The organism is Paenarthrobacter sp. 10L420 (genome assembly GCF_056395385.1).
The window spans coordinates 51,448-73,202 of record NZ_JBFTJK010000005.1; the positions used below are offsets into that span (position 1 = coordinate 51,448).

The window sequence follows — 21,755 nt, forward strand, 5'->3', positions numbered from 1 at the left end:
GAGCTATTGGAAAATCAGATAGTGGAAGGTCTGCCTTGAGCGGTGTTAAAACTCTTCCGAGGGCGCTCGAAGCAGCGGCGCACAGGCCAGTTCCAACTGCTGGCGGAACCAGCGGTGCGCGGGCTCGTGTTCTCGGTCCCGGTGCCACCAGAAGGCCTCTGAAAGCGCAGACAGAGGGATAGGAGGGTCCACAAGGCGGAGTCGGCTTGAGCTTTGGACTGCCCTCCGGGCTAACGCCCCGGGCATCAAGGCGGCCTTGTTGGATCCTTCAATCAGGGAAGGAATGACGAAGAAATTTGGGGTAATGGTGCTTACCACTGGGTCGATCCCGGCTATCTGAAGTTGCCGTGCGGCGGGAGTAAACGCTCCCCTGCCACTGATGGTCATGATCCAGGGCATCGCCAGAAGTTCTTCCCGTGAAGGGCGCTCCCCCAAGTGCGGGTTGTCGCTGGCGACCAAGCATGTCCAATCGTCAAGGAGGACGTCCAAGTAGGGCTGTTGGGCGAGGTAGCCGTGCGGCAGCAGCATGCCATCCACATCTTTGAGGGATTCGGGCGCGCCGTCGACGTGGGCGGGAAGGACATGGTCGAACCTGATCTTGATCCCCGGAGCCAAGGACTCAAGTCGGGGAAGCAGCTGGGTGCCGACGCGCCAACTGGCATAGTCCGTGGCCAAAATGGTGAATTCGTGATCGCTGGTGGAAGGATTGAACTCCGATTTGGCCCTCATGATCTGTTCGAGAGACCGCAGGGCGCCCGGTAGCTCTTCCTTCAAGCGCATTGCCAGAGGGGACAATCTGTAGATATTGCCTTCCCGCACCAGCAGAGGGTCATCAAAGTACCGACGAAGCTTGGCAAGAAATGTGGAAGCGGTGGGCTGACTGACATTCAACCGAAGAGCGGCCGCGCTGACGTTGCGCTCCTCCAGCAACACACGCAGGGGCATCAACAGATTCAGGTCCATCCCGGTGGGGGTCCATCCATTAGGGGACTGGGCTGACAAGCGATACCTCCCTGGTGGCAGCCTTGAGGGTGAAGCCCTCGCTTTCCACTAGGGTACGGGTGATGGCGATGCCTGAAGAGAGTAGTTTGCGGGCCGCCATATGGTCTGCGGCGTTGTTGACCGATTCCACAGCCGCGAGGATGCCCTCCCTGAAGCAGAGGACGGAGAACTTTGCTTCGCTCGGGTTGCCCATGATCAGGACGTCGTCATCCGGTTGTGGGATGCCTGCCATCTGTAGCTTGTATGGGCCTTGCGTGGACCAGAACCACGGCAGTGCCGTATAGGGGCTTTCAGCCCCCAGGATTGCACGTGCCGCATGACGTGCTTGGTCTGTGGCGTTTTGGACGGACTCCAGGCGGAGACTGCCCACGGCATGTGCACTGGGGAAATTGGCGCAGTCGCCGATTGCCAGAATAGCGGGGTCTGCTGTGCGGAGTGTTTCATCGACGACGATTCCGTTGCTTGTTTCGATTCCGCTGTCGCGAGCCAAGGTGTCGTTGGGCTGTACGCCAATGCCGACGAGGACGAGATCTGCTGGGTAGGAAGCCCCTGAGGTGGAGATTGCGGCTGCTACCCGGCCATCAGTTCCAGGCTCGAAGCACTCAATTCCTTCATTGAGGCGCAGGCTTATGCCTTGGGAGCGAAGGGCGCCTGCGAACCATTCGCTCATGACGGGAGTCAGCGCTCGTCCCATTGGACGGGGAGCGAATTCCAGGACTGTGACGTTGCATCCGTGTGCCAAGGCTGCCGCCGCGAATTCGAGTCCGATAAATCCGGCACCGATGATCACGATGTTGCGGGCCGCGGGCAGCGCCATGTGCAATGCCTCTGCATCCGAGAGTGTTTTTAGACCATGGACGCCGGGCAGGAGGGCGCCCGGGCAGCTCAGCATCCTGTTTCTGGCGCCGGTTGCGAAAACGAGGTGGTCGTATTCGAGCATCCCTTCAGTGGTTTTCACCGTGCGTTCAGGCCGGTCAACAGTCAGTGCCCGAACCCCTGCATGAAGCGTGATGTGCTTATCGAGGAAGAAGGATGGGCCGCGCAACGGCAAGGGAGCTGCTTCCTTACCCGGAGCGAGGTAGTCCTTTGACAGAGGGGGGCGCTGATAGGGCACACCGAATTCCTCGCCTATCACGTCAATCTTGCCGTCGTATCCTTCTGTCCGCAGAGAGTCGGCGAGCTGCAGGCCGGCCTGTCCGGCACCAATGATGACAACGCTCATATCACTGTCCCCGTTCTAGAGTTGGCCGACCGGGATGTCCACGACAATCTCCGAGAGCTCCGCGTTGAGTTGGATCTGGCAGGCGAGCCGGGAGCTGTCCGTCCTCTCGGCCGTGGCGCAGTCCAGCATTTCGTCTTCGTCATCGCTGATGTCCGGGAGCGCTTGCACATATTCCGGGCGGACGTAGACGTGGCAGGTGGCGCACATGGCCTGGCCTCCACATTCGCCGATGATGCCGTCGACGCCGTTGTTGACAGCAGCACGCATCAGGGTAGTGCCTGCCTCGACTTGGAGGGTTTGTTGGGTGCCGTTGGGCTGGGTGTAGGTGACGCTGGGCATCGTTGCTCCTTTTGGTAATGGGTAGTTGGGTTAGTTCCAGGTGACGGGCAGGCTGGTCAGTCCGCGGAAGACCCAGCCATCCCAGCTTTCACTCCGTCGCTGGTCCACGCGCAGGCCCGGAAAGCGCTCGTAGGCCATCGGCACGGCGATCTGGCCAATGGAGGTCTTCGCCGCCCAGTGACCGGCGCAGAGGTGGACGCTGCTGCCGAAGGCGAGGTGGGGGCGTTTGGTCCGATTGATATCGAATTCTGCAGCTGAAGCGCCGAAGTGGCCCTCGTCGCGGTTGGCAGATGCCACGACGACGCCGATACCGGCGCCGGCAGGTATACGGACGCCTTCAAGGACAGTTTCCCGTGTCGTTTCCCGGGGGTACATTCCGATCGGTGACTGCCACCTGACCGCCTCATCAAACACTGATGCCCACAAAGCTGGATCAGCAAGGACCTGCTCTCGCTGGTCAACGTGATTGCTCAGCGCCCACACCATGTTGGTGACCATATGCTGCGGCTCGTTCATACCACCGGAAATGGTCAGTTTGACGTTGGCCGCAACATTCGCGGTGGGGAGGCCGCTGTTAGCGAATGCGGACACCATCGAGGCGTCCGGATTCTGCCGGTAATAGGGGATGAGCTCCTCCAGCAAGCGATCAGCCTCCGCGGTAGCGGCATCACACCGATCCCAGATCGACTGATCATCCAGAACATTTCCCATGCCGGCGATGAAGTCGTGAGACCAGCGCCGCACCTGCTCCACGGAAACGTCCTTCAATCCCAAGAGGTCAATAAGGTTCTGCGATGCCACGGGGGCTGCGTAATCCCGGTTCAGATCCGCTTCGTCCGGCCCCAGCTCGGCGACTTTCTGAAGGTAGGTCTCGGCGTTACGCTCAAAAACCGGTCCCCAGACTTCCTTGATGGACTTGGGACGAAGAACAGGATTTACAGGCGCCCGGTCTGCGGCGTGCTCCGGGTCGTCTTTGCGCAACATTGGCTGGGCGCCGATCGCCCGGGTCATCGTTGCACCCGAAACGTTGGCGCTGAACAGCTCCTGATCCTGTTCAACCGTGTGGCAACCGGCGTAACTCGTCACCAGGAACTTGTTAAGCTGCGGAACCCACGCCACCGGAGACTCCGCCCGGAGCCGGGCATAAGTCGGGTATGGATTAGTTGCAAGGGCCGCTACGTCAACCCAATCAGCCACCGGGTAGTCAGCGGCATTCGGTGAAACAGTTGCAGGCTCCTCTCCCCCGCTGCCGCGAACCGGGTCTGCTGTCGTATGGGTAATCACTGAGTTCCCGTGGAACGGGCACTCGCCCGCTTGTGTCGTCATGGCTTGCTCCTACTGGCACGTCGTTTTGTAACAAGTGCTACTGGTACGTCGTCGTGTAATCAGTGTCACGGCAAAGGATTCTCCAGTAAACTGCGGATATCAGCAGAAGTAATTCGATTTCTTAGGAATAGAGACTCAAGTGCCGAAGTTCACCTTTCGACAGCTCGAACTGTTCGCCGCGCTCCCCGAACACAGCACCTTGGGGTCAGCAGCACAACAGCTGCACATCTCCGAATCGGCGCTCTCCCATGCCATCAGTGAGCTGGAGGCAGCACTGGGGGAACAGCTGTGCATTCGCAGGAAAGCCAAGGGAATGCACCTGACACCCACTGGACGCCACTTCGCAACGCGGGCCCGGGAATTGCTTCGGGAAGCCAGTGCACTGGCCGAGGGGTTGGGAGAGCTTCGTGGCGAGCTCAAAGGCCCGGTGTCACTGGGCTGCTACACAGGCCTGGCAAGCAACGTGCTCCCCGCCGTCCTCGAGGGCATGGCAAAACGCCACCCAAAAGTGGAAATCAGCATCACGGTGGGAGACCATGCCGACCTGCTGCCCGCTCTGGAAAACGGAAGCCTGGACACTGCGATCGTCTATGACATCGGCCTTCCCGCGGACGTGGAACGCAAAGTCATCTACCAAACCGAAGTCATGGCAGTCCTGGGCGCCGACGACCCCCTTGCCCAGGAAGAGGACATTGAACTGGAAGCTTTGGCTAGCAAGCCGCTCATCATGCTCAACACGGCACCCAGCACCGAATATACGCAGTTGATGTTCGCCCAACGCGGCCTCAAACCCCACCTCGGGGCGGTAGTACCGCAAATCGATCTTGTCCGGGCAATGGTCGGGCGGGGACTCGGCTATAGCCTGCTGATGTCGCGGCCCAACCAGATCCCCGTTTCGAGCGAAGGCAAAGGGCTCGTCACCAGGCACCTCCGCCCCCGTGCCGGCCAAACCTCCGTCGTCGCGGTGTGGCCCAAGGAAGCGGTCCTCACAAACCGGGCCAAAGCGGTGGTGCAATACGCAGTCGAAGTCCTGGATGCATCGCACCCCGAGGAAAGCGGTGATGGGACGTCGCTAGCGGGCGAATCAGCTTCTGGACCGCTTTGACGTAAGGGCCCGAGCACGACGACGAGCCGGACCTCGCTTGCGCCGGTCCGGCTCGTCCTCTCCCCCATTTCCATTGCCCGTAGGGCGGTGCCGCCTAGGGTGATACGGTCTGCCGACTAAGGGCAAACCTCGCATATTCTTCCAACAGGGCGGCGTTGTCCACCGATCCGAGATCTGCGACGGTTTCCAGTGGTGCACCCTGCAAGAGCCGCTTTACGGGGACCTCCAGCTTCTTTCCAGTGCGGGTATGCGGAATTCCGGGCATGAAGACAATGTCGTCGGGAAGGTACCGAACGGACAGGTTCTCCCGAATGGATCTGGTGATAGCTTCCCGCGCGATGCTCGGGTCGGCTCCGTCAGCCAAATGGACAAACAGCGGCATGTAATAATCAACGCCCAGTTCCGCACCGACAACCAAAGCCTCGGCAACTTCCTGCAGCGGTTCAACCACGGCATAGATATCTGCCGAGCCGAGCCGCAGCCCATTGCGGTTGAGGGTTGAGTCGGAGCGGCCGTGGATCAGGATGCCCTGGAGGGTGAACTCAATGAAGTCCCCATGCCGCCACACCCCCGGATATGTCGCGAAGTAGCTGTCGTGATAGCGGCTGCCGTCGTCACCCCAGAAGCTCAGGGGCATCGATGGCATTGGTTGGGTAACCACCAGTTCGCCTTTGCCACGCGTGGGATTGCCGGCTTCATCCCAGGACTCCACACGTACCCCAAGGGCAGGCGCCTGGATATAGCCGACGTGGACGGGCAGTGTGGGACATCCCCCTACGAAAATGGAGGCGATGTCAGTACCGCCACTCATCGAGTTCAACCAGACATCGCCCACATTGCCGTAAACCCAGCGATAGCCGTCAGCGGAGAGCGGTGAACCTGTGACCTGAACGGATTTCAAGGCAGCCAGGTCATGGTCGCGCATCGGTGCCAGGGAAGCCTTTGCGCAGGCGTGGATGAAACCAGCACCCACGCCCAGGACAGCAATCTGCTCTGCTGCGGCGATCTGCCATACCCGGTCCAAGGACGGGAAAGTGGGGTTTCCATCAACGAGCACCGCCGTGGCACCAACTCCGAGCGCAGAGACGAGCGAGTTCCACAACACCCAGCTCGTTGAAGCAACGTTGAGGTATCGATCCCCCGGGCGCAGGTCGGAATGTATAAGGAGCATTTTCAGCTCCTCAAGCAGCGCTCCCCCGTGACCGTGAACGATCCCCTTGGGAATCCCTGTGGTCCCCGAAGAAAACAGTACCCACAGGGGGTGGCTGAACTCGAGGTCGGTGAAGACAAGCTCCGCTGGATCGGCGATGGCCTGCTCCCAATCCGTGCCCGGGATCTGGATGGGGATACTTGGAATGGAAGTATGCCGCCCCACCCAGATGATGTGCTCGAGCGTAGGCAGCTTTGCGATGATTTCCACCAGCTCACCACGGCGATCCCGGTCCTTCCCGCCGAGTCGGTAGCCCGGCGCGGCAAGGATGATCTTTGGTTCGAGCTGGGCAAAGCGTGTAAAGATTGCACCCGGGCCGAACTCCGGGGCACAGACCGACCAGATAGCGCCGAGGGACGCACTGGCAAGCAGCCCGACGACGGCCTCGGCAACGTTGGGAAGTATTCCAACAACCCTGTCCCCCTGGCCTACGCCGCAACTACGAAGATGGGCAGCCAAGGAGGCAACGTCCCGCCTCAGCGCAGCCCATGTGACCTCCTCGCGCTTCCCATCCTCATCGATGCCGATGAGGGCGACTCCCTCGTGGCCCTGCAGCAGATGCTTTGCAAAGTTGAGCGTGCGGCCGGGGAACCAGCGCGTGTGTGGCATGGGGTCGCTGCTGCACACTGGCCCCGGAGTTCCACCTAAATCGACGCCGGCAAACTCGGCGAAAAGCTCCCAGAACTTCCCGGGCTCATCCACTGACCACTGCCACAGTTCGTCGTAGCCCGCCCCAATCCCGACGCTGTGGCCGGCCAGGAACTCGGCGAATCGGCCAACGCCGGTCTCGGGCGCCCGTTCCGGATCAGGTTGCCAGATCAATTCGCCATCTGCGGCCTGGGCGTTGGTAATCATGCCCTCTCCAAGTGCCGGGAGGCCTTCCTGCGCTGCTCGGCAATCTGTGCCGCGGTCAGCGGTTCGGTTCCGATCAGTACGAACAGGACCCTGGCGGTCTGCTCCGTGCGGTTGGACCAGGCGTGGCTCGTGGCACGTTGCACGGCCACATCACCGGCGCGCATGGTTGCCTCACCTTCGTCAACCAGCAGCGTGATTTCACCTTCAAGAACGACCGCATAGTCCAGCGAGTCCGTGCGGTGGAACCAGAAATGCCTGGAACCGCTGTGCTCGGCCCCGGCTTCAGCCTCCTCGTGTCCGTCGATCTCGTTGAAGATGACCGAGCCAGCCTCGTCCGGGTACACAGAGTCCGGCGGAAAATCGGCGACGCGCAGTATCGTCTGGCCCGGGGCAGGGAAGCTGGGGATCTCGACGTCCGCGCCAGCCGGATCCTCGTCGCTCACATGATCGATCGCCCCTGCCTCGGTCACCCAGGGGACTGTGGCACCAAATCCCGGAATCATGTCCGAGGACCAGTTGTTGGGTGCCGCTCCATCCGAGAGGATGATGGCGCGTCCCTCGTCGTCGTGACCGGTGACGATGCGGCGAACTGCGGGCCGGGTCATCAGGCCACCCATTCTTCATGCGGGTAGGTGCGGGGTTCGGGCCACCAGGGGGCCTTTTGGCGTTCAGTGGAAATCGGGGTGCGCAGTGTGCCCACACCCTCGAGTTCCAACTCAATAACGTCGCCGGGCTTTAGGAATTTTCCGATCTCCACGCCGGCGCCGAAGCCCATGGTGCCGGACCCGATAATGTCCCCTGGCTGTAGGCGGTCGGAGATCGAGACGTAGGCCAGCAACTCCGCGGGGGTGTAGACGAAGTCCTCGACCTTGGTATCGGAGAGCACCTCGCCGTTGACACGGACCTGGCCGCGCAGCCCCTCGATCGAATCGATTTCGTCCATCGTAGTGACCCAGGGGCCGATGCCGTAACCGAAGTCCTTGCACTTCTGCGGGCCCATGCCGATCGCCATTTCCGCGCTCTGGACATCGCGTGCGCTGAAGTCGTTGAAGACGGTGATGCCAAAGAGATGGTCCATCGCCGTGTCAGGGGTCAGGTCGCTTCCCGACTTGCCCACCACATACCCGACCTCAAGTTCCCAGTCCAGGGCCTCCGTGAAGTCGGGGTAAGGCAGCTCCTCGTTGTGCCCGTAGGACATGGCCGTGGTTCCCTTGAAATAACCCGGCCGCTCGTAAATCGAGCGTGCCGGCTGGGCCTTGGCGACAATACGGTGGAAGTTTTGGATGTGCTTTTCGAAAGTCAGCCCGTCGCGGATGACTGGGGCGTCAACAGCTGCGCGCCACAAAACGTCGTCGATGTTGTAGGAAGCGTCGTCTGCCGCAGCGAGCGCATCGTGCGCGGCGTCCAGGAAGATGGAGCCTCCTCCGATTCCCGCTGCCAAGCTTCCTGGAAGCACCGCCAACGCGAGCGCACGGGCACGATCCGGCTCGGCGGCCTTGCGCTGAAGTGTCAGGGCGTAGGCGCGGGCAAGGTCAATTACCCGGCCTTGTTCGGGCTGGACCGCGACGAGTCGAATCTGTTCGCCATCAGGCGTTGGCACTGCAATTCTTCCCAATTTCATGATTGCTCCTTTAGATTTCTCATACGATACGTACAGTATCGTATCGGCTTGATGCGGTTGCAATAGGCAACTTCGTGGGGATCATGCTCAGTTACAGATAGGGGCGGACCGGCTGGCCCGCAAGAGCGGTTCGCCGTTGTAGAGCTCCTCCAGACCGATGCCCGGCGGAAGCATACCCAGGCTTTGTCGGATCCCGGTCAACAGCTCCAGCCCGCGCTGGTCCACGGTTAGCGTCCGCGCCCGTGAGTCCCATGCGCGCGGAGCCCCAGCATGGAAACCGCACCGTTGAAGTAATTCGATGCCCTGCGCATCTGACATTGGAACTCCGGCCTCCACGCCGCGCACCAGGGCTCGGAGGTAGCGTTCCAGCTCCACGGATCCGACAACGTCGGCACGGACCACCAGTCCTTGGCCCGGCAGCTCCGGCAGCCATGTATTGATGTCCACTATTCGGGCGAATCCGGCTTTCTCCGCAAGTTTGTCGAACGGCGCCCCGAGCAGAGTCACGTCCACTTCGCCGTCGAGCAGTGCCTCAAGGCGTTCGCGCACACCGCCCACCACTACGTAGTCGACTTCGACGCCGGCGTCCCCCAGCAGACGCTTGGCAATGAGCGCGAAACCGTTGTTGGGAGCGTCAACCGCGAACCGGCAACCTGCCAGATCCGCTATTGTCTCCAGGCCACTGCGGGCATGGATGCCCAGCGGCGTGGTCGCCTCCATCTGGGCCACCAGGCGAAGGTCGGCCCCGGCCAGGGTCCACTCGAACAGGTTGTCGATCGCCGTGACAACCATGTCCTGTTCCCCTGCGAGCAGGGCTCGAAGCTGTTCGGCGCTTGAGGTGGTGCGGGTGAGCACCACGTCTGATCCTCGCAGGAATCCAAGATCTTCCGCCAGCAGATAGGACACCGGCGGGACAAAATGGCTCTGGCGCAGGGTCACTGGGCGGCTCCGCGAGCAGCAGCGACGGCGAGCGGCCGATCCACATACCAGGGAGGCAACTGCCCGCTGGGCCCGCGAACAGTCGAACGTTGGGTACCCAGTCCACTGATTTCCGCCTCCATGACGTCACCGTCCCTTAAGAAACGGCCCCAATGAGAACCGTTGCCTGCCGGGGAACCGGTGATAAGGACATCCCCAGGCAGCAGTACCGCTACGGAGGATGCGTAGGCGATCAGGCTCGGAATGTCGAAGACCAGGTCATCGGCCAGAGCATCCTGCATTGGATTGCCGTTCAGGCTCAGGCGGATCCGCAGCTTTGCCGGATCCGGGACGAACCGCTTTGGCACGAGGTAGGGGCCCGTAGGAAAGAACGTGGGCTGGTTTTTTGCGCGAAACCAGTCGGTACCCATCATCGCAATGTCGTTGCGCGGGACCAACGTGCGTGCGGTGATGTCATTGACGATGGTGTATCCGGCCACGTAGTCAAAAGCGTCCTCGGCTGAGACCCTGTGGGCCTTGCGTCCGATGACCACTCCCAACTCCAGTTCCCAGTCGACGTTGCCACCCACATCAGGAAGTTGTACGTCGTCGTAGGCTCCGCACACCGCCGAGGGTATACCCGTCCAGACATACGGATCCCCCGAGCGGCCCCGCTCATCGATTTCGGCCGCCGCGTCAGCTGCCAGCTGCGCTGGGTCGGCGCCTTCCTTGCCGAGCTTGTGGGCGACGCTCATTTGAACGACGTGCTCGCGGTAGTTTGCCCCGGCAGCGATGATGCTGCCCACGGGCTGGACCGGCGCCTGCACCTTCAGCCCTTTGAGCGGGAGGGTAGCCGCGGCGGCCACGTCGATGGACCCGAGCACATCCAGGTGTGCGTCCCAATCGGCGAAGAGATCGCCGATGCGTGAAATTCCCGGCAGCACGATGCGCAGGTCAACTACCCGGTCCCCAAAGACCGCACCGGGGAAGCTCTCCCCCGCCTTTTCGAAGGTGCCCAGCGTGAAGCCGTTCACTTGGTTTTCTTCCATGAATCCTCCAATGGCCATCATCTGGTGCCGCTAAACGGGCGGGGCGACATAGAGGCCCTTGTCCTGGTCGTTGAACATCTCGCGGGCGATGAATTCGTCCATGTCGCCACCGGTTCCCCACTGGTCAGACGTCTCAGGGTCGCGGGTGTCGAAGATGCTGGGATGCCACGTATCCTCGTCCACCGAGTCCAGCTCCGTGGTGTACTCCATGGTGTTCCCGTTGGGATCGTGGAAGTAGGTGAAGGTGTTGTCTCCGGCTTTGTGGCGGCCGGGACCCCAGATCTTCTTGAATCCCGAACGCAGCAGTTTGCCACTGCCGCGCATGTACTCGTCGATACCGCGGAGTTCGAAGGATGCGTGCTGCAGTGAAGCGTGCGGGCCGCGGGAGATCGCTATGGAATGGTGTTGGGCGTTGCAGCGCATGAAGTAGAAGAGGTCCCCCATGTGCGGGTGCTTCAGGGTGTCGGAGAGACGGAAACCCAGGTGCTGCTCATACCAGGCGCGCATTTTCTCGGGCTCAGGAGAGTTCAGCACCACGTGGGAGAGCCGCACCGGGATCGCCTCGCGTTCCTCAATCTTGCGATGCTTGCGTACATCTACGTCTGAGGAGACCTCAATAGTGCGTCCCTCCAGGTCGAAGAACCGGAAGCCGTACCCACCTCCAAGGGTCTTGACGTCATCGGGTTCCCCGATCAGCTTTACGCCCTTGGCAATGAGATCCGAGGCGAGTTGGTCCACTGAGGACTTGTCCGCTGCACCGAAAGCGACCATGTCGAGGCGCTTTTCATCGGCCTTACGAACACGAACCGAATACTGTTCCGGTGAGCCTTCGGCGGCGAAGTACGTCACGTCGCCGTCGTTCTCCATTTCGGTGAGTCCCCAGTGGTTCTTGTAAAACTCAACCTGCTTTTGGTAATCGGGCACTGCGATGTCGAAGTGCCTGAGGTGTGTGATCGGGCTGAATGCCATGATGCGCTCCTGTGTTCCTGTCCGTGTGTGGTCTGTCGAATTTTTGCCTTAGAGAGGTGCCGGCACTTCCCGGGCAAGGCCCGGGATTCTGCTGATGAGGCGCTCGAAGGCCTCAGGGGTATCGCCTAAGCCCAGGATGTAGCGGTCGGGGCGGATGACAACAGCCTGGGCGCCGGCGGCCTGAAGGATCTGGCCCACTTTTGCCGGATCAAACAGGACCACGACGTCGGCAGAATCCTCGAGTTGTTCGCGGAGTTGGGATGGGATTGCGGAATAGATTTTGTGTGTTGTTGCCACCAGGAACCGGCTTCCCACCATGTCATCCAGACGCACTCCGTCGCTGAGGATCGGTTGAATGGCCAACCTGCCGGCACGTTCATCGACGCCACCTTCGTGCAGGCCCGGCCCCAGTGCGGGGGCTACCGGGGCGGAGGCAGCAGGGTTTGCGCGAATGAAGGCGTCACGCTGCTTGGCGACCTCGGCGTCGGTTGTTTGCATGAAACCCGCTGCTCTTGTTGCCTGCTCCACCCAGAACCGTGCATGCGGCATGCGTTCACTCTCATAGGTGTCGAGCAGGCCTTCATTGGCCGTGCCCCGCTTGACAGCGCCAAGCTTCCAGACGAGGTTGGCCACATCACGCATTCCTGCGCAAAGTCCCTGCCCAAAAAGTGGAGGTGCCTGGTGGGCTGCATCTCCTGCCAGGAATATGTTGCCGGCCTGCCACTGCTGCGCGATGCGGCCGCGGAAGGTATAGGTGGCGAGACGGTCTGCCATAAACTTCCCAGCCGGCAGGACGCCGTGGCTGATTCTTTCAACACCCGCGGGGGTTGCAATTTCTTCGGGGTCATCCCCCGGCATCAACATGAACTCCATGCGAACACGCTTGCCGGGCAGGCGGATCCACAGGGAGGGCCGGGTGTGATGGCCCAGGAAGATCATGTCGGAAGACAACCCAGGGCCTTCTTCCAAAATGCCGTCTGCGACCAGCCACTGCGCATCTTCACCCAGCTTTTCACACTCAATCCCCAGCGCCTGGCGGATTGACGAACGGGCCCCATCCGCAGCAATGGCCCAGCGGGCATGGATGAGTGATTCCGTGCCGTCAGCGTCCCGCACCGCCACCGCGACGCCGGCTCCCTGGTTGCGCACTGAGATCACGGTGGCGCCTTGTCGGAAGTCAACACCGGGAAGTTCTTCCACCACGCCCCGTAGCAGAACTTCGATGTCCGGTTGGTGAAAAGTGAGGTCATCATGCCAGCCCTGAGTGCCGAATTGGCCAGTGGGCACGGACACGAGGACTTCCCGTTCCTCATTCTCAATGTGGAAGGAGGACATCGGCAAAGTTGCTTCGGCAAAGCGCTCTGCTACCCCCAGCGATTGGAGGGTACGGAAGGTTTCACCATCAAAATGCACGGCGCGGGCGGTTGGCCAAACCTGGGTATCCCGCTCCACCCCGACTGCGGTCAGACCTGCGCGCCCCAACAAGGCCAAGGCAGTGACTCCAACGGGCCCTCCCCCGATCACTACGACGTCGACGTTGACGTTAGTCATCTCGCTCCTTCAAGTTCAGTACGTATCGTTTCGAATAAAAAGTAACATGCATCACGCAGGGGCACAAGGGTGCAGGGAAGCGCCTAAAACGGGGCCTGCCGGCTTAGGCCTTCCAGACTGTCTTGAGGTTGCAGAACTCCCTGATGCCGTCGGCAGCCAGTTCACGACCAAAGCCGGAGCGCTTGATTCCGCCAAAGGGAAGCTCCTGATACGAAACCGTCATTCCGTTGATAAAGACCGCCCCCGCGTCGAGATTCGCCAGGAACCATTCCTCCTCCTGAACATCGCCGGTCCAGACCGAACTCGAAAGCCCAAAGGCAGTCTGGTTCGCAATCCGCAAGGCATCCTCGCGATCACGGGCGCGGTACAGCGACGCGACCGGGCCGAAGGCCTCTTCCTGGATGATCCGCATCTCTTCAGTTAGCCCGGCGAGCACCGTCGGGGTGTAGAAGAAGCCCGGACCCTCCGGAACTGTCCCGCCGGTCAACACCTGGGCCCCCAGGACCCTGGCATCCTGGACAAGTTCAGCCAGCTCGTCGCGTCCGGACAAGGTGGCCAACGGTCCCACCTGGGTTGCGGGGTCCAGCGGGTCCCCCACGGAAAGCTCCGACATCAGCTTCACGAATTCGGCGGCGAATGCGTCGTAGACCTCGGTGTGCACGATGAAGCGCTTGCCGGCAATGCATGACTGGCCATTGTTGCTGATACGTGCACGGACGGCGGTCGCTGCCGCCACCGCAACATCGGCCGAAGGCATGACAATGAAGGGATCTGAGCCGCCTAGCTCCAGCACGGATTTTTTCACATGATCGGCGGCGATGGCAGCCACCGAACGTCCTGCCGGCTCGGAGCCGGTCAGGGTGACGGCCTTGACCCGCTCGTCGGCCAGCACGGAGGCCACCGCAGAGCCGCCAATCAGCAGGGTGCGGAAAGAGCCAGGTGGGAAACCCGCCCGCTCAAAGAGCGTGTCCAGAAAGAGCGCGGCCTGCGGCACGTTTGATGCATGTTTGAGCAAGCCGGAGTTGCCAGCCATGAGCGCGGGGGCCGCAAAACGAATGACCTGCCACAACGGATAGTTCCAAGGCATGACCGCCAGGACGGTCCCCAACGGTTCGTAGCGCGTCCACGCCCTGCTGGCACCCACCGATGACGGGTTGTCCAAGGGAGCATCAGCAAGGAATTCCTCGGCCCGCGCGGCATAAAAGCGCATCGCTTTAACGCACTTGTGCACTTCGGCAATGGATTGCGCAATTGGCTTACCCATCTCAACGGTGATCAGCTCCCCCAGGCCCTCCGCCTGCTCCTCGAGAATTTCCGCCGCAGCGAGCATCCACCGCGCGCGCTGGGCAAAGGTTGTCCCCCGCAGCACTTGCGCTGCTTTGGCCGATTCCGCAATGCGCTCCTGGACTTCCTCCGCGGTGTGCGCCTCAATGATCAATTCGGTCAAACCGGTGGTGGGGTTGACGGTTGCGATTGCCATACGTGGGTCCTCTTCCTCGAGACGTGTTCTTCGTCACGACTATAGGATACGATGCGTATCGGACACAATCTTCGATGTTTCTCCTGATTTATCCCGACCACCCAGCAGCCGCTTCGGCTGCACGACACAAAGGAGTGCCCGTGAGCACCGACGGTGACCTACCGACGAACCTTCCGCTCTTTCTTACCGACGCCGATGTGGCCAGCATTTCGGACTGGCCTGCGGCGATCCAGGCAATCCGCGCCGCTTATAAGAATCCCGCTGACGACGCCGGCACGCCTGGACGCATATTCGCCCAGACGCCACGGGAATGGCTGCGGGTCATGCCCTCGGTCCCACCAGGCGGGCAACTGTTCGGCGCGAAATCCATCGCAGGGTCCTTCGCGGATGGACTCCGCGTCAGCTACTTGATTTCCCTCTTCGATAAAGACACCGCGGATCTTGTGGCGCTGATGGATGGAAACCGTGTGACCGGCCTGCGCACCGCCGCAACCACAGCAGTGGGCGCCTCCAGCATTGTCCCGCCACGGCCGCTGAGCGTCGGGGTGATCGGCTCCGGCTTTGAAGCACGTTCCCATCTGACCGCGTTTTCGCATGTCCTTGAATTCGCGGACATCCGCGTGTTCAGCCCTACGGCCGCCAATCGCGAGGCCTTTGCCGCCGGGTTTGACGGCGTCTTTGGCGCCCCCGTACGCGCTGTCGGTTCCGCCCGCGAGGCTGCGGCAGGGGCTGATCTGATTTTGTGCGCGGCCCGCTCCCGGGATGAGTCCCCTACCCTGCAGGCCGAATGGGTCGGCTCCGACTCCGCGGTAGTTTCCATCGGTTCCACCACCCCAGCCCAACGGGAACTGCCTGCAGAGCTGATCGCAAGGGCCACAACAGTAGTGGTGGACACCCGTGACGAGGTAGTTCACGGCAGCGGGGACATGATCGCGGCCCGGGCGAACGGCGTCGACGTCGATTCGCTCGTCGTCACGCTCAATGCGGTCCTCAGCGGGGAAACTGCGATCGATGTGGAGCGCGGGATCAGGATATATAAGTCAACGGGTTCCGGATTGCAGGACATCGTGGTGGCCGAAATGCTCGTGGATCGCGCCCGCGCCGAGGGCGTTGGCACGATCCTTCCGGTTGGCATCGTCACCAGCCGCAAATAGGCCCCAGATCAGAAAAAACGGAAAAAACAAGGAGTACATCATGGTGGACTACACCAAATCCGAGGCACGTTCCTGGGCCCGGGAGAACTTTGTCGGCACTGTCGCCGTCACGCACCCGTCCTTCACCCCGGACTTCTCCGGCATCAACGAAAATGCAATCCGACACGACATCCTCCTGCTCAAGGAACGCGGCTACAAGGGTTCCCTGCTGATAGCCGAAGCGAACATAACTCCGGAGGAGAATGCCCGGATCACGGAGGTGGCCCGCGAGGCTGCCGGGGAAGACTTCGGCCTCTTTTTCCACGCCATTTTCGGGACATTGGAAGAAAACATCCACGCCGCAAACCTGGCGACGAAGGCGGGCGCTGACCGTGCCCTGCTGGCCTATCCTTCCTCGTTCTGGCCCACTTCATACGACGAGGTTTTCGACTACACCAAGCGGTTTACCGACGAAACCGACCTTGCAACCATGTTGTTCCCGCTGCCGGCTTGGGGGTTCGAGAGGATTCACCCCGCGGGCATGAGCGTTGATTTCGTGCGCCGCGTCCTTGCTGCCATGCCCAGCATTGTTGCCATCAAGGCCGAACAGGGATACCCGGGCATTCCAGGTGTCATGGAGATGTACCACCACTTCCGCGATGAAGTAGTGATCTCCTGCCCCATTGAGGCCGAACTCATCCCCCTGATGTCGGTCCTGGACGTTCAGTTCTCCGGCACTGCGAACACGAACTGGATGGGCGACTACTACCCCAAGGCCTTTGAGCTCGCGCGCGCCGGCAAGTGGGAGGAGGCCATGGAACGGTATTGGGAGGTGCAGCCCGCCCGGGCCGCGAATATTGCGGTGTCGTCCACTTCCACTCCGGGAACGAGCTCCATCAACCGCACCCAGTGGAAATACCAGGAATGGCTCTCCGGATTTAATGGGGGCGCGCTGCGTCCTCCGGCAGTCAGGCTCCCCGACCGCTTCATGAAGCAGCTACGCGCCAGCCTGCAAGCTTCGGGGCTTCCAGTCACGGACTCACCTGACTCCGAGTTCCTCCGCGGACGCGTCACCGCATAAATAGTGACCGGCCGTGAGCTGGCACGGAAAGCCCCTTGGACCGCCGACTTGTTTATTGCCCAGTGATCCAAGGGGTTTCCTCGTGCATGGCTGGACCATCGCGTGGCCCCGACGTCGTGCACGAGAATCAGTCCGTCGCGCGAAGCGCCCTGCCTGTTCCGCGGTAGATGGCGACAGTCCGCTCCCCCGCCCGCACCATGACATCCACGATCATCCGGCGGCCCTCGTGAAATGTCACTTCAGCGCAGGCAACAAGCTCCTCCGAGATGCGGGCCGGGGAAACATAGGAGATCGAAGCCTCCGCAGTGGCGATTCCGGCTCCGAACGTGTTCGCGGCCATGGCGAATGCGGTGTCTGCCAACGCGAAGACAAAGCCACCGTGAGCGATCCCGTGCCCGTTGGCCATCTGCGGCATAACGGTCAGGACTGCAGTGGCCCGCCCTTCACTTGCGTTCAACACCCGAATACCCAGGCCTTCCAAGGAGCGGTCTGCGGCAAGCATGGAGCGGGCCGGGTCTGCAATAAGTGCTACTGGCTTCACGAGAGCCTCTCAAGCACCATGGCCATGCCCTGGCCGCCGCCCACGCACAGGGTGGCCAGGCCGAGGGATCCGTCAGTGGTTTGCAGTCCATTGATGATCGTTCCAACCAACCTCACACCCGTTGCACCGAAGGGGTGGCCCAGGGCGATTGCGCCGCCAAACGGGTTGACGCGCTCCGGATCCGCCCCGAGCTTGCGGACTACTGGTACCACTTGGGCGGCGAAGGCCTCATTCAGTTCGACGACGTCAATGTCACCGATCGACAGTCCCAAACGATCAAGTAAACGACTGGACGCATCAACCGGTCCCAGGCCCATGATCTCTGGTGAAAGGCCGCTGGCGGCGCTGCCCAGAATCCGGGCCAACGGCCGCAATCCAAGTTTGCCGGCGCGGCGGGCGCTCATTACCACCAAGGCCGACGCGCCGTCGTTCAGCGGGCTGGCGTTGCCCGCCGTGACAGTTCCGGACTCGTGGAACACAGGCTTCAGACCTGACAGGGCTTCCATGGTGGTTCCCGGTCGCGGGCCGTCATCGGCGCTTACCACCATGCCGGAAGCCGTGGTCACTGAGACAATCTCTCTCGCAAAGTACCCGGATTGGACAGCCCGTTCCGCCCGCCGTTGAGACTCAAGAGCCCATTCGTCCTGGTCCCGGCGCGAGGTCCCGGATTGACGGGCTACGAACTCGGCAGTTTTGCCCATGGAAAGATACACATCCGGCAGCTCGCCACGATCCCGGGGGTCGACCCACGGCTGACCGGCTTCGAAGCTGGCATCGGCCCGTCGCGCTGCCTCGGCAAAGGCCGGGTGGGGGTTGTCTGTCACTGGAGGAACTGCGCTGGTCGATTCGACACCCGCAACCAGGAAGGCATCGCCGTCTCCCGCACGGACAGCCTGTGCTGCCATTGCCGTAGCCTGCAGCGAGGAGGCGCAGAAGCGGTTTACTGTGACCGCCGGGACGGTGTCCATACCTCCAAGCACAATGATTCGACGTCCGATGTTGTCGCCCTGTGCGCCCTGCGGGACAGCGCAACCCACGTAGGCGTCCGCGAACTCGTCAGAGCCCAGCTGCGGAACGGCCGCGAGTGCTCCCCGAATGGCTGCGAGGGCGAGGTCTTCGGGGCGCTCAGCGGCCAATGAACCCTTACGGGCCCGGCCAATCGGTGTTCGGCGGTAGGCGACGACCACAGCATCGCGCGGCTCCAAGGCACTCTTCACGATCATGCTTTCCTTTCATTCGGACCCGCTGCACGCCGCTGGTCCTTGGCCTGGGAAGGACGAGATTGAGAACGCAGATTTGCTAAGCCCAGGGGCCCGCCCTTGCATCTCAGTCCACCCAACTTATACGAACCGTATCGTATTGCACAAGGCCTGCAGCAACAGCCAGAAATGCTTCTGGAATTCCGTCATCGCCACCTGGTCCTGTTGGCATTCAAGGGCCAACCCTGCATTCACATTGACGTAGGCCTGTTTCATTTCAATGAGGTAGACGTCCACTGGAAGCTGTCTGCGAGTTCGGCTGCCGTCGATCGTCAGTCGCGCCTGATTGATGGCGGAGGTTTGTGACCATTCGCGGATTAGTCAGCTATCGTCCTTCTGCTCCTTGAACCTTCGATGGGGAGTGAAAGAGTAGCGGTATTCAGCCGGCGCTTGGCCGAAGGCCGATTTGAAGGCGCGGGAGAAGCTGGAGGCGTCCGCAAAGCCCCACTGCATTCCTACGGCGGATACCGGCCTGCCGCTCAATTGCGGGTTCTCAAGGTCCAGACGGCATTTTTCAAGGCGTTTGCGCCGGATCCAGGAGCTCACCGTTTCGCCGTGCTCTTCGAAGAGCTTTTGCAAGTAGCGGACGGAGATGTGGTGTGCGGCTGCCACTTGAACGACCGTTAATTCCGCATCTCCCAAATGAGAGGAGATGTATGCCTGGATACGGGCCAGCAGAACTAATCGCGCTGAGTTCTGCGGCGAACCCGGATCAATCCTTTCGGCAAATACTGCTGAGACAAGGCTGAGCAGTGCATCGGAGACGCTTGCGGTTCCGGGCATCTTACCGTCGTGCAGCTGCTGCCCCAACGCGCTCAGGAGTGTGGACATCAGTAAGCCAAGGCCATGCCTCCCGGAGACACGGGAGGCCGTCAGGGAGGCGATGTGACGGCGGCTCAGCTGCACCGCGTCCGGCGGAAACATGACCACGAGCATCCGGAAAGCATCGTCAAAGTACAGGTCGTAGGGTCTGCTGGTGTCGTAAATCGCGAAGTCGCCGGGCGTCAGGGCAGCCTCGCGGCCGTCCTGGGCAACCACCGAGTAGCCGCGCACTTGCAGGCCGAGCTTTATCAGGCCAGGATCATTTGCGGCAATTTGACGTGAAGTCCGCTGGACCTGACTCGCGCTTCCGGAAACTTCGCTGACATGCATTGCACCCACACTTTGGCCGACCAGGGAGCCGCTGAAGCAACCCGGTTCAGTGGTTGTGACAGTCAAGGGCACAAAGGCAGCGTTAACCGCTTCCTTCCAAGCCTCGAAACGTTCCCCGCTGTCCAATAGGGAAGCGTTAAAGACTTGCAGCGGCTCTGGGAGCGCAACTTCGGTCACGGACATCCTCCTCTACAACACCCCGTTCAGTCTGGCACACGAGCGCGATTTAGCGTGATCCGCATCACGATCCTGCGCATCGTGCAAAGCCCCGTGCGCCTGAGGCCAAAGCCTTCCCGAGGCAAGGACGGCAAAGTTCTGAATACATCGCCATCCATCATCACGCCTACGTTCAAGGAGGAACTCATGGCTAATAACACCATTGCCAGTGACTACATCATCATCGGGGCAGGCTCGTCGGGTAGTGTAATTGCCCGGCGTTTGCTCGACGCCGGTTACAGCGTCCACGTCCTGGAAGCCGGTTCCGCGGATACGGATCCAAACATCCATAGCCCCCAAGGGTGGCCAGCGCTGCTCACAGGCGCCAATGACTGGGCCGTGATGACCACGCCACAAAAGCACGCCAACAACCGGGTTCTTTACTGGCCAAGGGGCAAGGTTCTGGGCGGCAGCAGCTCCCTCAACGGTATGATCTACATCCGCGGCCACCGCAACGACTACGATGTCTGGGCAGCGAACGGGGCGGCGGGCTGGTCCTGGGATGAAGTACTCCCGCTCTTTAAGCGCTCAGAGGACCATGCGGACGGAGCCAACGAGTTCCACGGTGAGGGAGGTCCGCTCCACGTCGAACGCATCATCAACCGTCATCCAACCGCTCAAGCCTTTGTGGATGCCGCAAAGGCGCTTGGCCACGCGGAAACGGAGGATTTCAACGGAAGCCGCATGACCGGCGTCGGCTTTAATCACACCACCACCCGTGCCGGGAAACGAGCCAGCGCATGGCAGAGCTTCATGGCGCCCCTGCTGGACCATCCCGGACTGACCGTCACCACTGGTGCACTTGTCACGCGGATTGTGGTGGCGAGCGGGCGGGCGATCGCCATCGAGTACCAGTCAGCCGATGGCGCGCACCGTGCAGCCGCCAACTCCGAAGTAGTGCTCTCCGCAGGGGCCATCGGGTCTCCTCAGATTTTGCTCCTCTCCGGAATTGGACCCAAGAACCAGCTACAGCAACTTGGCATAGCTTCCGTCGCGGACCTTCCCGGCGTCGGTGAAAACCTGCATGACCACCTCTTGGCCGGCAACATCTATGAAGCCAGCCAGCCACTAGCGGCGGGAAAGCACAACCTGCTCGAGAGCCAGTTGTACGCTCACAGCAAGCAAACCGACGAGGAAGCGCCGGATCTTCAGCCCTTGTTCCTTCATCTGCCATACCCCACAGACGGTGGAGCTGCCCCGGCGCACGGCTACACCATTGCACCAGGCATCGTCCGCCCCCGCTCCCGCGGATCACTCCGGCTCGCGTCAGCCGACCCCACAGTGGCGCCGGTGGTGGACCCCAACATTCTGGCAGACGAGTATGACGTTGAAGCGCTCGTTGATGCGGTCGAAATCTGTCGGGAAATCGGCCAGCAGGACGCCTTCGCCCCATTCCGGAAGTCCGAGTTCAGCCCATCGGGCGTCGCCAACAGGGACACCCTTCGGGAGTTTGTGCGCCGAGTGGCCGGGACCTATCATCACCAGGTTGGAACATGCAAGATGGGCATCGATGACCTCTCTGTAGTAGACCCAGAGCTCCGAGTGCACGGGATTGCAGGCCTGAGGGTGGCGGACGCCTCCATCATTCCGTCTGTTCCCAGCGGCAACACCAACGCCCCAGCCATCATGATTGGTGAGAAAGCCGCCGATCTGATCCTGTCGGCCGCCACCCATAATTCCGCGAGCGATGAAACCATCCTTGCCAGAACTGCAAACTGATTGGCCC

Annotated in this window: 19 protein-coding genes; 4 read left to right on the plus strand and 15 right to left on the minus strand. The window is 61.4% G+C overall.

Features of this window, described 5'->3' with window-relative positions:
- Nucleotides 1–45: 45 nt before the first annotated feature.
- The 4 genes from AC1DD5_RS09975 to AC1DD5_RS09990 are packed head-to-tail and all read right to left on the minus strand — an operon-like array spanning nucleotide 46 to nucleotide 3,889.
- Nucleotides 46–963: a LysR family transcriptional regulator gene (locus tag AC1DD5_RS09975; RefSeq protein ID WP_477521316.1), complete on the minus strand. Its 918-nt coding sequence runs from the start codon at nucleotides 961–963 to the stop codon at nucleotides 46–48.
- Between the two features lie 19 nt (nucleotides 964–982).
- Nucleotides 983–2,224 carry an NAD(P)/FAD-dependent oxidoreductase gene (locus tag AC1DD5_RS09980; protein ID WP_477521317.1) on the minus strand — a complete coding sequence of 414 codons (1,242 nt, stop codon included), beginning with the start codon at nucleotides 2,222–2,224 and terminating at the stop codon, nucleotides 983–985.
- Between the two features lie 15 nt (nucleotides 2,225–2,239).
- Nucleotides 2,240–2,563 carry a 2Fe-2S iron-sulfur cluster-binding protein gene (locus tag AC1DD5_RS09985; RefSeq protein ID WP_477521318.1) on the minus strand — a complete coding sequence of 108 codons (324 nt, stop codon included), beginning with the start codon at nucleotides 2,561–2,563 and terminating at the stop codon, nucleotides 2,240–2,242.
- A 30-nt stretch (nucleotides 2,564–2,593) separates the two neighbouring features.
- Nucleotides 2,594–3,889 carry a cytochrome P450 gene (locus tag AC1DD5_RS09990; RefSeq protein WP_477521319.1) on the minus strand — a complete coding sequence of 432 codons (1,296 nt, stop codon included), beginning with the start codon at nucleotides 3,887–3,889 and terminating at the stop codon, nucleotides 2,594–2,596.
- Between the two features lie 139 nt (nucleotides 3,890–4,028).
- Here AC1DD5_RS09990 and AC1DD5_RS09995 point away from each other — a divergent pair, with 139 nt between their 5' ends.
- On the plus strand, nucleotides 4,029–4,994 hold the full coding sequence (locus tag AC1DD5_RS09995) for a LysR substrate-binding domain-containing protein (RefSeq protein WP_477521320.1): 966 nt from the start codon (nucleotides 4,029–4,031) through the stop codon (nucleotides 4,992–4,994).
- Nucleotides 4,995–5,088: 94 nt separating this feature from the next.
- Here the strand turns inward: AC1DD5_RS09995 and AC1DD5_RS10000 are convergent, their stop codons facing one another.
- From AC1DD5_RS10000 to AC1DD5_RS10035, 8 genes are all read right to left on the minus strand, one after another.
- Complete coding sequence (locus AC1DD5_RS10000; RefSeq protein WP_477521321.1) at nucleotides 5,089–7,059, minus strand: acetoacetate--CoA ligase; 1,971 nt, start codon at nucleotides 7,057–7,059, stop codon at nucleotides 5,089–5,091.
- Nucleotides 7,056–7,664: a cupin domain-containing protein gene (locus AC1DD5_RS10005; RefSeq protein ID WP_477521322.1), complete on the minus strand. Its 609-nt coding sequence runs from the start codon at nucleotides 7,662–7,664 to the stop codon at nucleotides 7,056–7,058. Before AC1DD5_RS10005 ends, AC1DD5_RS10000 begins: the two co-directional genes overlap by 4 nt.
- Nucleotides 7,664–8,680: a fumarylacetoacetate hydrolase family protein gene (locus tag AC1DD5_RS10010; protein ID WP_477521323.1), complete on the minus strand. Its 1,017-nt coding sequence runs from the start codon at nucleotides 8,678–8,680 to the stop codon at nucleotides 7,664–7,666. The genes AC1DD5_RS10005 and AC1DD5_RS10010 overlap by 1 nt, the downstream gene beginning before the upstream one ends.
- Before the next feature lie 87 nt (nucleotides 8,681–8,767).
- The gene (locus AC1DD5_RS10015; RefSeq protein WP_477521324.1) at nucleotides 8,768–9,619 is read right to left on the minus strand and encodes an ABC transporter substrate-binding protein; all 852 of its coding nucleotides are present in this window, start codon (nucleotides 9,617–9,619) and stop codon (nucleotides 8,768–8,770) included.
- Nucleotides 9,616–10,647, minus strand: a complete 1,032-nt coding sequence (locus tag AC1DD5_RS10020; RefSeq protein WP_477521325.1) for a fumarylacetoacetate hydrolase family protein — start codon at nucleotides 10,645–10,647, stop codon at nucleotides 9,616–9,618. The genes AC1DD5_RS10015 and AC1DD5_RS10020 overlap by 4 nt, the downstream gene beginning before the upstream one ends.
- A 30-nt stretch (nucleotides 10,648–10,677) precedes the next feature.
- Nucleotides 10,678–11,616: a VOC family protein gene (locus tag AC1DD5_RS10025; protein WP_477521326.1), complete on the minus strand. Its 939-nt coding sequence runs from the start codon at nucleotides 11,614–11,616 to the stop codon at nucleotides 10,678–10,680.
- A gap of 48 nt (nucleotides 11,617–11,664) precedes the next feature.
- Nucleotides 11,665–13,167: a bifunctional 3-(3-hydroxy-phenyl)propionate/3-hydroxycinnamic acid hydroxylase gene (locus AC1DD5_RS10030; RefSeq protein WP_477521327.1), complete on the minus strand. Its 1,503-nt coding sequence runs from the start codon at nucleotides 13,165–13,167 to the stop codon at nucleotides 11,665–11,667.
- Between the two features lie 103 nt (nucleotides 13,168–13,270).
- Entirely contained in the window at nucleotides 13,271–14,647 is a 1,377-nt protein-coding gene (locus tag AC1DD5_RS10035; protein ID WP_477521328.1) for an aldehyde dehydrogenase family protein, read from the minus strand.
- 140 nt (nucleotides 14,648–14,787) lie between these two features.
- On the opposite strand from AC1DD5_RS10035, the gene AC1DD5_RS10040 reads away from it, so the two are divergent.
- Nucleotides 14,788–15,801, plus strand: a complete 1,014-nt coding sequence (locus AC1DD5_RS10040) for an ornithine cyclodeaminase family protein (RefSeq protein ID WP_477521329.1) — start codon at nucleotides 14,788–14,790, stop codon at nucleotides 15,799–15,801.
- Nucleotides 15,802–15,841: 40 nt separating this feature from the next.
- Nucleotides 15,842–16,861: a dihydrodipicolinate synthase family protein gene (locus AC1DD5_RS10045; RefSeq protein ID WP_477521330.1), complete on the plus strand. Its 1,020-nt coding sequence runs from the start codon at nucleotides 15,842–15,844 to the stop codon at nucleotides 16,859–16,861.
- Between the two features lie 127 nt (nucleotides 16,862–16,988).
- Here AC1DD5_RS10045 and AC1DD5_RS10050 read toward each other — a convergent pair whose 3' ends face one another.
- The 3 genes from AC1DD5_RS10050 to AC1DD5_RS10060 all read right to left on the minus strand — a co-directional run bounded on the left by AC1DD5_RS10050 (nucleotide 16,989) and on the right by AC1DD5_RS10060 (nucleotide 19,990).
- Entirely contained in the window at nucleotides 16,989–17,402 is a 414-nt protein-coding gene (locus tag AC1DD5_RS10050) for a hotdog fold thioesterase (protein WP_477521331.1), read from the minus strand.
- Nucleotides 17,399–18,625 carry an acetyl-CoA C-acyltransferase gene (locus tag AC1DD5_RS10055; protein ID WP_477521332.1) on the minus strand — a complete coding sequence of 409 codons (1,227 nt, stop codon included), beginning with the start codon at nucleotides 18,623–18,625 and terminating at the stop codon, nucleotides 17,399–17,401. Before AC1DD5_RS10055 ends, AC1DD5_RS10050 begins: the two co-directional genes overlap by 4 nt.
- Before the next feature lie 357 nt (nucleotides 18,626–18,982).
- Nucleotides 18,983–19,990: an AraC-like ligand-binding domain-containing protein gene (locus tag AC1DD5_RS10060; RefSeq protein WP_477521333.1), complete on the minus strand. Its 1,008-nt coding sequence runs from the start codon at nucleotides 19,988–19,990 to the stop codon at nucleotides 18,983–18,985.
- A 186-nt stretch (nucleotides 19,991–20,176) separates the two neighbouring features.
- On the opposite strand from AC1DD5_RS10060, the gene AC1DD5_RS10065 reads away from it, so the two are divergent.
- Nucleotides 20,177–21,748, plus strand: coding sequence for a GMC family oxidoreductase (locus AC1DD5_RS10065; protein WP_477521334.1), 1,572 nt, complete (start codon nucleotides 20,177–20,179; stop codon nucleotides 21,746–21,748).
- Nucleotides 21,749–21,755 lie beyond the last annotated feature (7 nt).

Bases quoted from the DNA above. Each gene is read 5' to 3' on its own strand.
- AC1DD5_RS09975 (WP_477521316.1), bottom strand. From the start codon at position 963: ATGGACCTGAATCTGTTGATGCCCCTGCGTGTGTTGCTGGAGGAGCGC.
- AC1DD5_RS09980 (WP_477521317.1), bottom strand. From the start codon at position 2,224: ATGAGCGTTGTCATCATTGGTGCCGGACAGGCCGGCCTGCAGCTCGCC.
- AC1DD5_RS09985 (WP_477521318.1), bottom strand. From the start codon at position 2,563: ATGCCCAGCGTCACCTACACCCAGCCCAACGGCACCCAACAAACCCTC.
- AC1DD5_RS09990 (WP_477521319.1), bottom strand. From the start codon at position 3,889: ATGACGACACAAGCGGGCGAGTGCCCGTTCCACGGGAACTCAGTGATT.
- AC1DD5_RS10000 (WP_477521321.1), bottom strand. From the start codon at position 7,059: ATGATTACCAACGCCCAGGCCGCAGATGGCGAATTGATCTGGCAACCT.
- AC1DD5_RS10005 (WP_477521322.1), bottom strand. From the start codon at position 7,664: ATGACCCGGCCCGCAGTTCGCCGCATCGTCACCGGTCACGACGACGAG.
- AC1DD5_RS10010 (WP_477521323.1), bottom strand. From the start codon at position 8,680: ATGAAATTGGGAAGAATTGCAGTGCCAACGCCTGATGGCGAACAGATT.
- AC1DD5_RS10020 (WP_477521325.1), bottom strand. From the start codon at position 10,647: ATGGAAGAAAACCAAGTGAACGGCTTCACGCTGGGCACCTTCGAAAAG.
- AC1DD5_RS10025 (WP_477521326.1), bottom strand. From the start codon at position 11,616: ATGGCATTCAGCCCGATCACACACCTCAGGCACTTCGACATCGCAGTG.
- AC1DD5_RS10030 (WP_477521327.1), bottom strand. From the start codon at position 13,167: ATGACTAACGTCAACGTCGACGTCGTAGTGATCGGGGGAGGGCCCGTT.
- AC1DD5_RS10035 (WP_477521328.1), bottom strand. From the start codon at position 14,647: ATGGCAATCGCAACCGTCAACCCCACCACCGGTTTGACCGAATTGATC.
- AC1DD5_RS10045 (WP_477521330.1), top strand. From the start codon at position 15,842: ATGGTGGACTACACCAAATCCGAGGCACGTTCCTGGGCCCGGGAGAAC.
- AC1DD5_RS10055 (WP_477521332.1), bottom strand. From the start codon at position 18,625: ATGATCGTGAAGAGTGCCTTGGAGCCGCGCGATGCTGTGGTCGTCGCC.
- AC1DD5_RS10065 (WP_477521334.1), top strand. From the start codon at position 20,177: ATGGCTAATAACACCATTGCCAGTGACTACATCATCATCGGGGCAGGC.